This is a genomic window from Allobosea sp., from assembly GCF_035999205.1.
GTDB lineage: Bacteria > Pseudomonadota > Alphaproteobacteria > Rhizobiales > Beijerinckiaceae > Allobosea.
The window spans coordinates 269,525-282,550 of sequence record NZ_DASYHA010000024.1; the positions used below are offsets into that span (position 1 = coordinate 269,525).

At 65.8% G+C, this 13,026-nt stretch carries 12 protein-coding genes; all 12 read right to left on the reverse strand.

Annotated features, from left to right (window positions below):
* Positions 1–4: 4 nt before the first annotated feature.
* Positions 5–409, reverse strand: a complete 405-nt coding sequence (mce, locus tag VGN82_RS13865; RefSeq protein WP_327527603.1) for a methylmalonyl-CoA epimerase — start codon at positions 407–409, stop codon at positions 5–7.
* A 45-nt stretch (positions 410–454) separates the two neighbouring features.
* Positions 455–2,125, reverse strand: a complete 1,671-nt coding sequence (locus tag VGN82_RS13870; protein WP_327527604.1) for a ribonuclease J — start codon at positions 2,123–2,125, stop codon at positions 455–457.
* A gap of 97 nt (positions 2,126–2,222) precedes the next feature.
* Positions 2,223–2,993 carry a biotin--[acetyl-CoA-carboxylase] ligase gene (locus VGN82_RS13875; protein ID WP_327527605.1) on the reverse strand — a complete coding sequence of 257 codons (771 nt, stop codon included), beginning with the start codon at positions 2,991–2,993 and terminating at the stop codon, positions 2,223–2,225.
* 97 nt (positions 2,994–3,090) lie between these two features.
* A complete protein-coding gene (gene nuoN / locus VGN82_RS13880) occupies positions 3,091–4,518 on the reverse strand; it encodes an NADH-quinone oxidoreductase subunit NuoN (protein ID WP_327527606.1) in 1,428 nt (475 codons plus the stop codon).
* 11 nt (positions 4,519–4,529) lie between these two features.
* On the reverse strand, positions 4,530–6,041 hold the full coding sequence (locus tag VGN82_RS13885) for an NADH-quinone oxidoreductase subunit M (protein WP_327527607.1): 1,512 nt from the start codon (positions 6,039–6,041) through the stop codon (positions 4,530–4,532).
* 4 nt (positions 6,042–6,045) lie between these two features.
* Positions 6,046–8,082 (reverse strand): NADH-quinone oxidoreductase subunit L, encoded by a 2,037-nt coding sequence (nuoL, locus tag VGN82_RS13890; RefSeq protein ID WP_327527608.1) that lies wholly within the window; start codon positions 8,080–8,082, stop codon positions 6,046–6,048.
* 28 nt (positions 8,083–8,110) lie between these two features.
* Positions 8,111–8,419 (reverse strand): NADH-quinone oxidoreductase subunit NuoK, encoded by a 309-nt coding sequence (nuoK, locus tag VGN82_RS13895; RefSeq protein WP_327527916.1) that lies wholly within the window; start codon positions 8,417–8,419, stop codon positions 8,111–8,113.
* Complete coding sequence (locus VGN82_RS13900) at positions 8,416–9,039, reverse strand: NADH-quinone oxidoreductase subunit J (protein ID WP_327527609.1); 624 nt, start codon at positions 9,037–9,039, stop codon at positions 8,416–8,418. The genes nuoK and VGN82_RS13900 overlap by 4 nt, the downstream gene beginning before the upstream one ends.
* A 134-nt stretch (positions 9,040–9,173) precedes the next feature.
* Positions 9,174–9,662 carry an NADH-quinone oxidoreductase subunit NuoI gene (gene nuoI / locus VGN82_RS13905; RefSeq protein ID WP_327527610.1) on the reverse strand — a complete coding sequence of 163 codons (489 nt, stop codon included), beginning with the start codon at positions 9,660–9,662 and terminating at the stop codon, positions 9,174–9,176.
* Positions 9,663–9,680: 18 nt separating this feature from the next.
* Positions 9,681–9,920 (reverse strand): hypothetical protein, encoded by a 240-nt coding sequence (locus VGN82_RS13910; protein WP_327527611.1) that lies wholly within the window; start codon positions 9,918–9,920, stop codon positions 9,681–9,683.
* Entirely contained in the window at positions 9,920–10,939 is a 1,020-nt protein-coding gene (gene nuoH, locus VGN82_RS13915) for an NADH-quinone oxidoreductase subunit NuoH (RefSeq protein WP_327527612.1), read from the reverse strand. Before nuoH ends, VGN82_RS13910 begins: the two co-directional genes overlap by 1 nt.
* A 6-nt stretch (positions 10,940–10,945) precedes the next feature.
* Positions 10,946–13,024, reverse strand: coding sequence for an NADH-quinone oxidoreductase subunit NuoG (gene nuoG / locus VGN82_RS13920; protein WP_327527613.1), 2,079 nt, complete (start codon positions 13,022–13,024; stop codon positions 10,946–10,948).
* Positions 13,025–13,026: the final 2 nt, after the last annotated feature.

Here is a 13,026-nt window from a genome sequence, read left to right on the forward strand (position 1 = left end):
GACGTCAGGCCTGCTCGAGTTCAACCAGCGTTCCGGTGAAATCCTTGGGATGCAGGAAGATGACCGGCTTGCCATGAGCGCCGATACGCGGCTCCCCGGTGCCGAGCACGCGCGCGCCGGTCTGCTTGAGACGATCGCGCGCCGCGATGATGTCGTCGACCTCATAGCAGATGTGATGGATGCCGCCGTCGGGATTGCGCTCGATGAACTTGCCTACCGGCGAGTCGGCGCCGAGCGGCTCCAGGAGTTCGACCTTGGTGTTCGGCAGTTCGACGAAGACGACGGTGACGCCGTGCTCCGGTTGCGGCAGCGGCGCGGAGACGCGGGCGCCCAACGTGTCGCGATAGAGTGCTGTCGCTGCAGCGAGGTCCTTGACGGCGATGGCGACGTGGTTGAGGCGTCCGATCATGCTTGCGCTCCCTGCGGCCAGAGGCCGATGCCGGCCATGGCGGTTCTACACCTCGATGACCAGTGCATGCACCAGCGGCTTCTTGCCCCACTCCTCATTGACGGCGCTGCGGAGGCCGCGCTCCAGCGCATTGCGAAGCGCTTCAGGATCGCGCCGGCGCGCCTTCGGAATGCCGTCGATCAGCTCGGACACGGCATCGGCGACATACTCGTCGAAGCTGGTGCCGTCGCGGGTATAGGGTGGCAGCCCAAGCACCGCGATCTCGGGATCGCCGGCCAGGCCGCCCTTCTCGTCGATGGCGACGGCGACCGAGATCATGCCGACATAGGACAGGCGGCGGCGCTCGGGGATCGTCTTCTCAAGAGCATTCACCAAGAGATTGCCATCCTGGTAGAGCCGGCCATGGGTGACCTCGTCGATCTTGCTGGCACCGTCCGGCCTAATCTCGACGACGTCGCCATTGCCGGCGCGCACCACCGTCTTGACGCCGAGCCCACGCGCGAAGGCCGCATGCTCGGAGAGATGCAGATCCTCGCCATGAGCGGGGATGACGATCTTGGGCTTCAGCCAGCCATAGAGCCGGGCCATCTCCTCGCGGCGCGGATGGCCGGAGACATGGACGAGATGCGTCCTGTCGGTGATGATCTCGATGTTGTCGCGCGCCAGCGCGTTCTGGATCGCGCCGACTGCCTTCTCGTTGCCCGGAATCGTACGCGAGGAGAAGATCACGCGGTCGCCCGGCGTCAGGGTGATCTCCGGATGATCATCGGAGGCGATCCGCGAAAGCGCGGCGCGGGGCTCGCCCTGGCTGCCGGTCAAGAGCGCCACCACCTTGTCGCGCGGCAGGTAGCCATAGGTGTCGGCAGAGCGGAAGGCCGGAATGCCATCGAGATAGCCGCATTCGCGCGCGACATCGATGACGCGGTCCATGGCGCGACCGACGACGACGACCTCGCGCTGATCGGCCATCGCAGCCTCCGCCACGGCACGGAGACGCGCGACATTCGAGGCGAAGGTGGTAACCGCGACACGCCCCGGCGCCGAGTGGATCAGCTCCTTGAGCTTGGCGCCGACATCGGCCTCGCTCGGGCTGATGCCGTCGCGCATGACGTTGGTCGAATCGCAGACCAGCGCCAGCACGCCCTCTTCGCCGAGTTCGCGCAGGCGCTTCTCATCGGTCGGCAGGCCGACCTGCGGGGTCGGGTCGATCTTCCAGTCGCCGGTATGGATGACGAGGCCGACGGGGGTGCGGATGGCGAGCGCGTTCGACTCGGGGATGGAATGGGCGACCGGCACGAACTCGATGTCGAAGGGGCCGAGCGTAATGCGCCCGCCCTGGGCGACGACGTTCATCGGCACCTTGGGGGCGCCCGGCTCCGAGAGCCGGCGCGTCGCCAGCAGGCCGGCGGCGAACTGCGTGCAATAGACGGGTGCGCGCAAGGAAGGCCAGAGCGCGGCGAGCGCGCCGATATGGTCCTCATGGGCGTGGGTGATGACGATGCCCAGCAGGTTTGCGCGTTCCTCGATGATATAGCGCAGGTCCGGCAAGACGATGTCGACGCCGGGCACTTCAGGGCCGGCGAAGGACAGGCCGCAATCAACCAGAATCCATTTCCGCCGCCCCTCCGGCCCGAAGCCGTAGAGAGCCGCATTCATGCCGATCTCGCCGAGGCCGCCGAGGGGAACGAAGACGAGTTGGTCCTGGGAACGAGGCACGGGCAATCCTGACTGGAGCGGGGTGCCCTGGCGGCACCGGATTTGAGGGCGAGCCCTACCACGCTACGGAGCAGGTCTCCATAGCGGCAGGCCAGTGTTACGCCCGATCGGCCGTCGGCTGCCCGAAGAAGAGATCGCCGGCATCGAACTGGCGGATCCCGGCCGGGGTTTCGAGCAGGAGCCGCCCGGTCGGGTCGATGCCGGAGAAGATGCCGGTGACGGCGCCTTCGGGAGGCCTGATCGTGATGGTCTGACCGAGGAAGGCCGCGCGCTCGAGCCAGGCCTCCCGCGTCGGGCCGAACCCTCCAGGCGCCTGCCATGTCGCGAAGCGGGCAGCCCAGGCGTCGCCGAGCGCGGCCAGGGTGGCCTCGATCGTCACGGAGGGCGCATGAGCCTGCAGGAAGCTCGCGGGATAGGGGGTGCCCTGCGCGCAGGACGCGATGTTGATGCCCAGGCCGATGACGACGCTGAACTGCCCTGCCCGGCTTTCGCCTTCGAGCAGCAGGCCCGAACATTTGGCGCCGTCGACCAGAAGATCGTTCGGCCATTTCAGGGCGAGGCTTGGTGGGACGAGCCCGGTCACGGCGGCGGCCGCGTCATGCAGGGCAAGGCCAGCCACGAACCCGAGCTGCGGGGCGAGCGCTGGCTCGCAGGGGGCGACCAGCAGCAGGCTGGCGTAGAGATTGCCGGGCGGCGAGGTCCATTGCCGGCCATGCCGACCTCGCCCGGCATTCTGGCTGCGGGCGACGATCCAGAGCTTGCCCGAATCCCCCTGCGCCAGCACCCGGCGCGCCTCCTCCATGGTCGAGCCGACCTCGTCACGGACGATCAGCCGATAGCCGGCGGCGCGGGCGATTTCAGAGAGCATGGTAGAGGCCGTCATTCCCGGGTGAAGCGAGGCGCAGACCCGAGAATTCCCTGAGGGAGATGCTCGGGACAGGCCCGAGCATGACGCAAAGCTGCATTCAGAACAGCGACTTGGCCGCCGCCGCCGCCGAGTTCAGCAGCGGAGCCGGCAGGAGCGAGAGCGCCAGCACGAAGAGCGCGGAGACCAGCAGCACGGCGCGCACGCCGATATCGCCCTTCTCGAAGGCCGGCTTGGCGTCGTCGAAATAGATCACCTTGACGATGCGCAGATAGTAATAGGCGCCAATCACGGAGGTCACGACGCCGATGACAGCCAGCCAATAGAGCTTGGCGTCGATGGCGGCGAGGAAGACGTAGAACTTCGCCCAGAAGCCGGCCAGCGGCGGAATGCCGGCCAGCGAGAACATCATCATCGAAAGCGCGAAGGCCATCCAGCCATTGGTGCGCGAAAGGCCAGCGAGCTCGGAGATGTCCTCCACCGCCTTGCCGTCGCGCCGCATCAGCAGGACGCAGGCGAAGGCGGCGAGCGTCGTCGCCAGATAGATGGCCATGTAGACCAGAACGCCCTGGACGCCCGCAGCGTTGCCGGCAGCGAGACCGACCAGCGCGTAGCCCATATTGGCGATCGAGGAGTAGGCGAGCAGGCGCTTGATATTTCTCTGGCCGATCGCGGCGAAGGCACCGAGCGCCATCGAGGCGATCGCGATGGCGATGATGATCTGCTGCCACTCATGCAGCGCACCGGGGAAGGCGCCGACGAAGATGCGCACGACCATGGCCATCGCAGCCATCTTGGGGGCCGAGGCGAAGAAGGCGGCAACCGGGGTCGGGGCGCCTTCATAGACGTCGGGCGTCCACATGTGGAACGGCACGGCGGAGATCTTGAAGGCAACGCCGGCGGCGATGAAGACGATGCCGAAGATCAGGCCGAGCCCGGGATGGCCGTGCTGCACCGCCGCCGCGATGCCCGCATAGTTCACCGTGCCGGTGAAGCCATAGACCAGCGAGGCGCCATAGAGCAGCATGCCCGAGGACAGCGCGCCGAGGACGAAATACTTCAGGCCGGCTTCCGTCGACTTCTCGTTGTCGCGATCGAAGGCGGCGACGACATAGAGCGCCAGCGACTGGAGCTCGAGGCCGACATAGAGGCTGATGAGATCGTTGGCCGAGATCATCATCATCATGCCGATCGTCGACAGCACGACCAGGATCGGGAACTCGAAGCGCATCGCGCCGTCGCGACGCAGGCTGTCCGAGGAGAGCAGGATCGCGGCGCCGGCACCGAGCAGCGTCAGCACCTTGAAGAAGCGCGCGAAGCTGTCGACGACGAAGCCGTCATTGAAGGTCAGCACCTTGCCCTGCCCCGCAAGGACGAGGACCAGCGCCAGCGCGAACAGCGCCAGGGCCACGCCTTCGAGCAGGCGCGTCGCGCGCTCGCCCCGTATCGCGCCGACGAGCACCATCGCGATGGCGCCGATAGCGAGGATGATTTCCGGAAGAGCCGGGCCGAGAGCGGGCAGAGCCATCCTGCGAGACCTTACTGAAGGGCCAGCATCGCCGTTTTCGCGGCGGTGAGTGCGGCCTGATAATTCTTGATGAGGGCTTCGGTCGGCGCGGCGAAGGCGTCGAGGATCGTGCCCGGACGAATGCCGTACCAGATCGTCAGCAGCATAAGCGGAACGAGGATCGCGATCTCGCGACGGTCGAGATCAGTGATGTCCTTCAGCTCCGGCTTGGTCAGTTCGCCGAAGACGACGCGGCGATAGAGCCAGAGCGCGTAGGCAGCCGACAGGATGACGCCCGAGCAGGCGATGAAGGCGACCCAGGGATTGGCCTTGAAGGCTCCCATCAGCGTCAGGAACTCGCCGACGAAGCCGGCCGTCCCGGGCAGGCCGACATTGGCCATGGTGAAGACCATGAAGACGACCGCATAGAGCGGCATGCGGTTCACCAGCCCGCCATAGGCGGAGATCTCGCGGGTGTGCATGCGGTCATAGATCACGCCGACGCAAAGGAAGAGCGCGCCCGAAACCAGCCCGTGGCTGACCATCTGGAACATCGCCCCCTGGATGCCCTGCGCGGTCATCGTGAACAGGCCCATCGTGACGAAGCCCATATGGGCGACCGACGAGTAGGCGATCAGCTTCTTGATGTCCTCCTGCATCAGCGCCACCAGCGAGGTGTAGACGATGGCGATGACGGAGAGCGCAAAGACGAAGGAGGCGAAATAGGCCGAGGCCTCCGGGAACATCGGGATCGAGAAGCGGATGAAGCCGTAGCCGCCCATTTTCAGCATGATCGCCGCAAGCACGACGGAGCCTGCCGTCGGCGCCTCGACGTGCGCGTCGGGCAGCCAGGTATGGACCGGCCACATCGGCATCTTCACCGCGAAGGAGGCGAAGAAGGCGAGCCACAGCCAGGTCTGCATGTTGGCCGGGAACTTGTGCGCCAGCAGCGTCGGGATGTCGGTGGTGCCGGCATTCCAGTACATCGCCATCAGCGCGAGCAGCAGCAGCACCGAACCGAGCAGCGTGTAGAGGAAGAACTTGTAGGCCGCGTAGACGCGCCGCTTGCCGCCCCAGATGCCAACGATCAGGAACATCGGGATCAGGCCGCCCTCGAAAAAGAGGTAGAACAGCACGAGATCGAGCGCCACGAACACGCCGATCATCAGCGTCTCGAGGATCAGGAACGCGACCATGTATTCGCGCACCCGCTTCGTGATCGAGTGCCAGGACGCCAGGATGCAGAACGGCATCAGGAAGGCGGTCAGCACGACGAAGGGGAAGGAGAAGCCGTCGACGCCGAGCTTGAACTGGATCGCGTCGGAGACCCAGGCATGGGTCTCGACCATCTGGAAGCCGGGATTGGCGGGGTCGAACTGCGCCCAGGCGACCAGGGACAGCACGAAGGTCGCAACTGTCGCCGCCAGCGCCGCGTAGCGCGCATTCGACTCGACCGCGGCCTGATCGCCGCGCTGCGCCAGGATGAAGGCCGCGCCGACCAGCGGCAGGACCAGAAGACCGGTGAGGATACCGAAACCGAACATCATCTCACCCGCGAGCCACGAGATACCAGGTCACGAAGCCTGCGACGCCGATGAGCATGGCGAAGGCATAGTGATAGACATAGCCGGTCTGGAGCCGGACGACCCGGTTCGTCACGTCGACGACGCGGGCCGAGACACCGTCGGGTCCCATGCCGTCGATGACGAAGCCGTCGCCCTTCTTCCAGAGGAACTTCCCGATCCACATCGCCGGCTTCACGAACAGGAAGTCGTAGATCTCGTCGAAGTACCACTTGTTCAGCAGGAAGCGGTACAGGACCGGGTTGGCCGCCGCCAGCTTGCCCGGAATGTCCGTGCGCAGCACGTACATGTAGAGCGCCAGTACGAAGCCGAGCAGCATCGCGACGAAGGGCGACCAGACCACCCATTTCGGCACTTCGTGCATCTCGTGCAGGATGTGGTTGTCCTTGCCGGTGAAGAGCGCAGCCTTCCAGAAGTGCTCGTAGTCGTGGCCGATGAAGGCGCCCTTGAAGGCGAAGCCGGCCGCGACGGCGCCGAGCGAGAGCACGGCGAGCGGAACCAGCATCACCAGCGGGCTCTCATGCGGCGTGTGGTCATGGCCATGACCGTGATGGTCGTCATGCGCATGCGCGGCATGGGCGTGATCATCATGCCCATGGGCCGCGTGAGCGTGGTCGTCGTGACCATGCGCGTCGTGGCCGTGGCCCCAGCGCGGCGCCCCCTCGAAGGTCATGAAATAGAGCCGCCACGAGTAGAACGAGGTCATGCAGGCGGCGACCACCAGCAGGACGAAGGCATAGGACGCGGCGAAGCCCTTGTGCGCGACCGCGGCGTAGGCGCTCTCGATGATCGCGTCCTTGGAGAAGTAGCCGGCGAGAAGCGGGAAGCCGGTCAGCGCCAGCGTACCAATCGTCATGGCGGCGGCGGTCAGCGGGATGTGCTTCCGCAGGCCACCCATGTGCCGCATGTCCTGCTCGTGATGCATCGCATGGATGACCGAGCCGGCGCCGAGGAAGAGCAGCGCCTTGAAGAAGGCGTGCGTGAACAGGTGGAACACGCCAGCCGAATAGGCGCCGACGCCGAGCGCGACGAACATGTAGCCGAGCTGCGAGCAGGTCGAATAGGCGATGACGCGCTTGATGTCGTTCTGGACGAGGCCGACGGTCGCAGCGAAGAAGGCCGTCGTCGCGCCGATCACGATCACCACCGTCAGGGCGACGGGAGCGTATTCGAAGATCGGCGACAGGCGCGCGACCATGAAGACGCCGGCGGTGACCATCGTTGCCGCATGGATCAGCGCCGAGACCGGGGTCGGGCCTTCCATCGCGTCCGGCAGCCAGGTGTGCAGCAGGAACTGCGCCGACTTGCCCATGGCACCCATGAACAGAAGCAGAGCGGTCAGCGTCAGCGCGTTCCAGTCATAGCCGAGGAAGCGGAAGCTGCGTTCGGTCAGGCCGGCGATCTGCGGGAAGATCGAGTCGAAGGCGACCGTGCCGGTGAGCACGAAGACCATGAAGATGCCGAGCAGGAAGCCGAAATCACCGACGCGGTTGACGATGAAGGCCTTCATCGCGGCCGCGCAGGCCGAGGGCTTCTGATACCAGAAGCCGATCAGCAGATAGGAGGCGAGACCGACGCCTTCCCAGCCGAAGAACATCTGCACCAGGTTATCGGCCGTCACCAGCATCAGCATGGCGAAGGTGAACAGCGACAGATAGGCGAAGAAGCGCGGCCGGTGCGGATCCTCGTGCATGTAGCCAATCGAATAGAGGTGCACGAGCGAGGAGACGGTGTTGACCACGACCAGCATCACCGCGGTCAGCGTGTCCACGCGGAAGGCCCAGTCGACCTGCAGGTTGCCGGAGGACAGCCAGGTCGCGACCTGGACACGGGTCGTGCCGGATCCGAAGCCGACCTGGAAGAAGGCGACCCAGGACAGCACGGCCGAGACGACCAGAAGCGAGGTGGTGACGATCTCCGAGCCACGCGCGCCGATCAGACGGCCGAGGATGCCGGCGATCAGGAAGCCGATGAGGGGGAGGAAGACGATCAGGTGATACATGGGGCGGTTCCGGGCGCTTAGCTACGCCTCAGCCTTTCATCATGTTGATGTCTTCCACCGCGATCGTGCCGCGGTTGCGGAAGTAGACGACGAGAATGGCAAGCCCAATGGCGGCCTCGGCCGCTGCGACCGTCAGCACCAGCAAGGCGAAGACCTGCCCGACGATGTCGTTCATGAAGCTCGAGAAGGCGACGAAGTTCAGGTTCACCGAGAGCAGGATCAGCTCGACTGACATCAGGATGACGATGACGTTCTTGCGGTTGATGAAGATGCCGAGCACGCCCAGCGTGAACAGGATCGCGCCGACGGCGAGATAGTGGCCAAGTCCGATCATCAGACCGTCTCCTCCGGCAGGGCAGCGCCGGAGGTGACCTTGCGGACCTCCATGGCGCCTTCCTTGGTGCGCGCGTTCTGCGCCGGGATGTTCTGGCGCTTGATGCCGGGCCGGTCGCGCAGGGTCAGCACGATCGCGCCGATCATGGCGACCAGCAGCACGAGCCCTGCCGCCTGGAAGTAATAGACATACTGGGTGTAGAGCACCCGGCCGAGCGCCTCGGTGTTGGTCACGTCGGCGGGAATCGCCGCCACCGGCGCCTTGACGATCTGGGGATCGATGACCCAGGCGCCGACGACGAGCAGCAGCTCGACCGCAAAGATCAGCCCGATCAGCGCGCCGATCGGCAGGTAGTTCAGGAAGCCTTGACGGAACTCGGCGAAATCGACGTCGAGCATCATCACCACGAAGAGGAAGAGCACCGCGACCGCGCCGACATAGACGACGATCAGCAGCATCGCCAGGAACTCGGCTCCCAGCATCATGAACAGCCCCGCCGCATTGACGAAGGCCAGGATCAGGAAGAGCACCGAGTGAACGGGGTTGCGCGAGACCACCACCATGAACGCCGAAGCGACGGTGACACTTGCGAACAGGTAGAAGAAAGCCGCTGCGGCATTCATCTCGGTCAGCCTTTCCGCCCCTGCGGGCGGCTCTCGTTTTCAATCACGCCCGACTCTCGCCGGGCGCAGTTTGGAGCGTCTATAGTCAGGCCCGTCTGGCGCGACAACCGCGCGAAGGGTCTGCCCGAACCGCCTCAGCGATAGGGCGCGTCCATCGCGATGTTGCGCGCGATCTCGCGTTCCCAGCGGGCGCCGTTCGCGAGCAGCTTGTCCTTGTCGTAGAACAGCTCCTCGCGGGTCTCGGTGGCGAATTCGAAGTTCGGCCCCTCGACGATGGCATCGACCGGGCAAGCCTCCTGGCAGAAGCCGCAATAGATGCACTTGGTCATGTCGATGTCGTAGCGCGTCGTACGGCGCGTGCCGTCGTTGCGGCGCGGACCGGCCTCGATGGTGATGGCCTGCGCCGGGCAGATCGCCTCGCAGAGCTTGCAGGCGATGCAGCGTTCCTCGCCATTCGGATAGCGGCGCAGCGCATGCTCGCCCCGGAAGCGCGGCGAGAGCACGCCCTTCTCGAAGGGATAGTTCAGCGTCGCCTTCGGCTTGAAGAAATAGCGCATCGAGAGCGCGAACGCCCCGACGAACTCCTTCAGCAGCAGGCCCTTGGCGGCTTGTGCGAGCGACATGCCTCTCGTCCTTCCAGCTCAGCCAAACACCGTTTGGCCGACGATATAACCCAGCACGGGCGTGACGCCGATCATCAACACGACCAGCGCGGCCCTGACCCAGCCGATGCGACGTTCATAGTCGTCGCGCTCGGCCTGTGTCTTCGATGGATCGGTCCGGCGCAGGGCCCCGATGACCAGCGCCGAAACGATCCTGTATTCAACCAACCCCACCACGAGCCCGATCAGCGCGCCGATCAGGCCGGGCGAGACGCCCATCAGCGAACCGGGCCCCAGCCCGTGACCTGCAACACCAGGGCAACCACGACAACGCAGGCCAGCGACAGCGGCAGGAAGACCTTCCAGCCCAGCCGCATCAGCTGGTCGTAGCGGTAGCGCGGCACGAAGGCCTTCACCATCGCGAACATGAAGAAGACCAGGCAGACCTTCAGAGCGAACCAGAACACGCCCGGCAGCCAGGTGAACGGCGCGATCGGGAACGGCGGTAGCCAGCCCCCGAGGAAGAGGATCGTGGTCAGCGCGCACATGGTCATAATCGCCACGTATTCGCCGAGCATGAACAGCAGGTACGGCGTCGAGGAATACTCGACCATATAGCCCGCCACGAGCTCCGACTCCGCTTCAGGGAGGTCGAAAGGCGGCCGGTTGGTCTCGGCCAGGGCCGAGATGAAGAAGACCACGAACATCGGGAACAGCGGCAGCCAGTACCAGCCGAACAGGCCGACCTTGGTGTTCTGCGCCTCGACGATGGCCGTCAGGTTCAGCGAGCCCACGCAGAGCAGCACGGTGATGATGACGAAGCCGATCGAGACCTCGTAGGAGACCATCTGCGCGGCGGAGCGCAGCGCGCCCATGAAGGGGTACTTCGAGTTCGACGCCCAGCCGGCCATGATGACGCCGTAGACGCCGAGCGAGGAGATCGCGAGGATGTAGAGGATGCCGACATTGATGTTGGCGATCGCCCAGCCTTCCGCGACCGGGATCACCGCCCAGGCGCCGAGCGCCAGCAGGCAGGAGATGAAGGGCGCGAGCAGGAAGACGCCCTTGTTGGAGCCCGACGGGATGATCGGCTCCTTGAAGGCGAATTTCAGCAGGTCGGCGAAGCTCTGGAACAGGCCGAAGGGCCCGACGACGTTAGGGCCGCGCCGCAGCTGCACCGCCGCCCAGATTTTGCGGTCGGCGAGCAGGATATAGGCGATGAAGACCAGCAGGCAGACGAGCAGCAGCAGGCTCTTGCCGAGGATGATCGCGAGATCGAGGACGAGGTCCCAGTTCATGGCCGCTTACTCCGCCGCCTGCTGCAGCCGGCCGGAGGCCAGCGCCGAACATTCGGCCATCACGGCGGAAGCGCGCGCGATCGGGTTGGTCTGGTAGAAATCGGCGATCGTCGAGACGAAGCCGGCCTTGTCGGTCTTGCCGCCGGCAGCAGCGAGGGAGCCGAGGACTGCGCCGTCGGCCGGCTGTAGCACCTCGAGCGCCGCGAAGTGCGGATGCGCCTCGTAGAGCGCCCTGCGCAGGCCCGACAGCGAGTCGAAGGGCAGCGTCTTGCCGAGGGCGGCGGAGAGCGCGCGCAGGATCGCCCAGTCCTCGCGGGCATCGCCCGGCGGGAAGGTGGCGCGGTCGGTCATCTGTACGCGACCTTCGGTATTGGCGTAGGTGCCGGACTTCTCGGTATAGGCCGAGCCCGGCAGGATGACGTCAGCGCGATGCGCGCCCTTGTCGCCATGCGTCCCCTGATAGACCACGAAGGCGCCTGCAGGCACCTCGATCTCGTCGGCGCCGAGCAGGAACAGCAGGTCGAGCGCGCCGGGCTGAAGCATGCCGGCGACGTCGAGACCGCCAGAACCATCGGCATTTTCTTGCGGCACGAAGCCGAGATCGAGCGCGCCGACACGGGCGGCAGCGGTGTGCAGCACGCCGAAGCCGTTCCAGCCTTCCGAGACGGCGCCCAGCGCCTGCGCAGCCTTGGCGGCCAGCGCCAGCACGGCTTCGCCATCGGCCCGGGCGAGAGCGCCCTGCCCGACCAGCACCATCGGCCGCTCGCCGGCCTTCTCCGCCTTAGCCGCGACATCGGCCAGGGTCTCGGCGCCCGCGCCGAGATAGTCGTAGTCATAGGTCAGATCGGCCTTATCGCCGATGACCTGTATCTTGAAGTCGCCGCGCAGCCAGCGCTTGCGGATGCGCGCGTTCAGGATCGGCGCCTCGCGGCGCGGATTGGCGCCGACGATCAGCAGCGAGGTCGCATTGTCGATCCCGGCGATGCCGGCATTGAGGACATAGGAGCCGCGGCCGAACTTCGGATGCAGCTTCGTGCCGTCCTGGCGGGCGTCGAGATTGGCGCTGCCGAGCGAGGCGATCAGGCTCTTGAGCGCGAACATCTCCTCCACAGCCGCGAGATCGCCGGCGATGGCGCCGATCTTCTCGGGCTTCGTCGCCTTGACCTTCTCGGCGATCAACGCGAAGGCCTCGTTCCAGCTCGCGGGGCGTAGCGCGCCGTCCTTACGGATATAGGGCCGGTCGAGACGCTGGGTGCGCAGGCCGTCGACGACGTGGCGGGTCTTGTCGGAGATCCACTCCTCGTTCACCGCCTCGTTCAGGCGGGGCAGGACGCGCATCACTTCCTTGCCGCGCGAGTCGACGCGGATCGCCGAGCCGACCGCGTCCATCACATCGATGGATTCGGTCTTGGTCAGCTCCCAGGGGCGGGCCTTGTTCTGGTAAGGCTTCGAGGTCAGCGCGCCGACCGGGCAGAGATCGACGACGTTGCCTTGCAGCTCCGAGGTCATCGCCTTCTCGAGATAGGTCGTGATCTCCATGTCCTCGCCACGGCCGATGGCGCCGAGGTCGGAGGCGCCGGCGACTTCCGTGGTGAAGCGGACGCAGCGCGTGCACTGGATGCAGCGCGTCATCGAGGTCTTGACCAGCGGGCCGATATACTTGTCCTCGACCGCGCGCTTGTTCTCGGCATAGCGGGAATTGTCCACGCCATAGGCCATGGCCTGGTCCTGCAGGTCGCATTCGCCGCCCTGGTCGCAGATCGGGCAATCCAGCGGGTGGTTGATGAGGAGGAACTCCATTACCCCCTCGCGCGCCTTCTTCACCATCGGCGACTTGGTCAGGACGACCGGCGGCTCGCCATTCGGGCCGGGGCGCAGGTCGCGCACGCCGATGGCACACGAAGCCTGCGGCTTCGGCGGGCCGCCCTTCACCTCGACGAGGCACATGCGGCAATTGCCGGCGATCGACAGCCGCTCATGGAAGCAGAAGCGCGGCACCTCGGCGCCTGCGGCCTCGCAGGCCTGGAGCACCGTGTATTCGGCGGGGACATCGACCTCGATGCCGTCGATGAGGAGTTTGGTCATGG

Excerpts from the sequence above, each read along its gene's own strand:
- nuoN (WP_327527606.1), bottom strand. The coding sequence starts at position 4,518 with ATGGCTCTGCCCGCTCTCGGCCCGGCTCTTCCGGAAATCATCCTCGCT.
- nuoI (WP_327527610.1), bottom strand. The coding sequence starts at position 9,662 with ATGTCGCTCGCACAAGCCGCCAAGGGCCTGCTGCTGAAGGAGTTCGTC.
- VGN82_RS13900 (WP_327527609.1), bottom strand. The coding sequence starts at position 9,039 with ATGAATGCCGCAGCGGCTTTCTTCTACCTGTTCGCAAGTGTCACCGTC.
- nuoL (WP_327527608.1), bottom strand. The coding sequence starts at position 8,082 with ATGTATCACCTGATCGTCTTCCTCCCCCTCATCGGCTTCCTGATCGCC.
- mce (WP_327527603.1), bottom strand. The coding sequence starts at position 409 with ATGATCGGACGCCTCAACCACGTCGCCATCGCCGTCAAGGACCTCGCT.
- nuoG (WP_327527613.1), bottom strand. The coding sequence starts at position 13,024 with ATGACCAAACTCCTCATCGACGGCATCGAGGTCGATGTCCCCGCCGAA.
- VGN82_RS13910 (WP_327527611.1), bottom strand. The coding sequence starts at position 9,920 with ATGGGCGTCTCGCCCGGCCTGATCGGCGCGCTGATCGGGCTCGTGGTG.
- VGN82_RS13875 (WP_327527605.1), bottom strand. The coding sequence starts at position 2,993 with ATGCTCTCTGAAATCGCCCGCGCCGCCGGCTATCGGCTGATCGTCCGT.
- nuoH (WP_327527612.1), bottom strand. The coding sequence starts at position 10,939 with ATGAACTGGGACCTCGTCCTCGATCTCGCGATCATCCTCGGCAAGAGC.
- VGN82_RS13885 (WP_327527607.1), bottom strand. The coding sequence starts at position 6,041 with ATGTTCGGTTTCGGTATCCTCACCGGTCTTCTGGTCCTGCCGCTGGTC.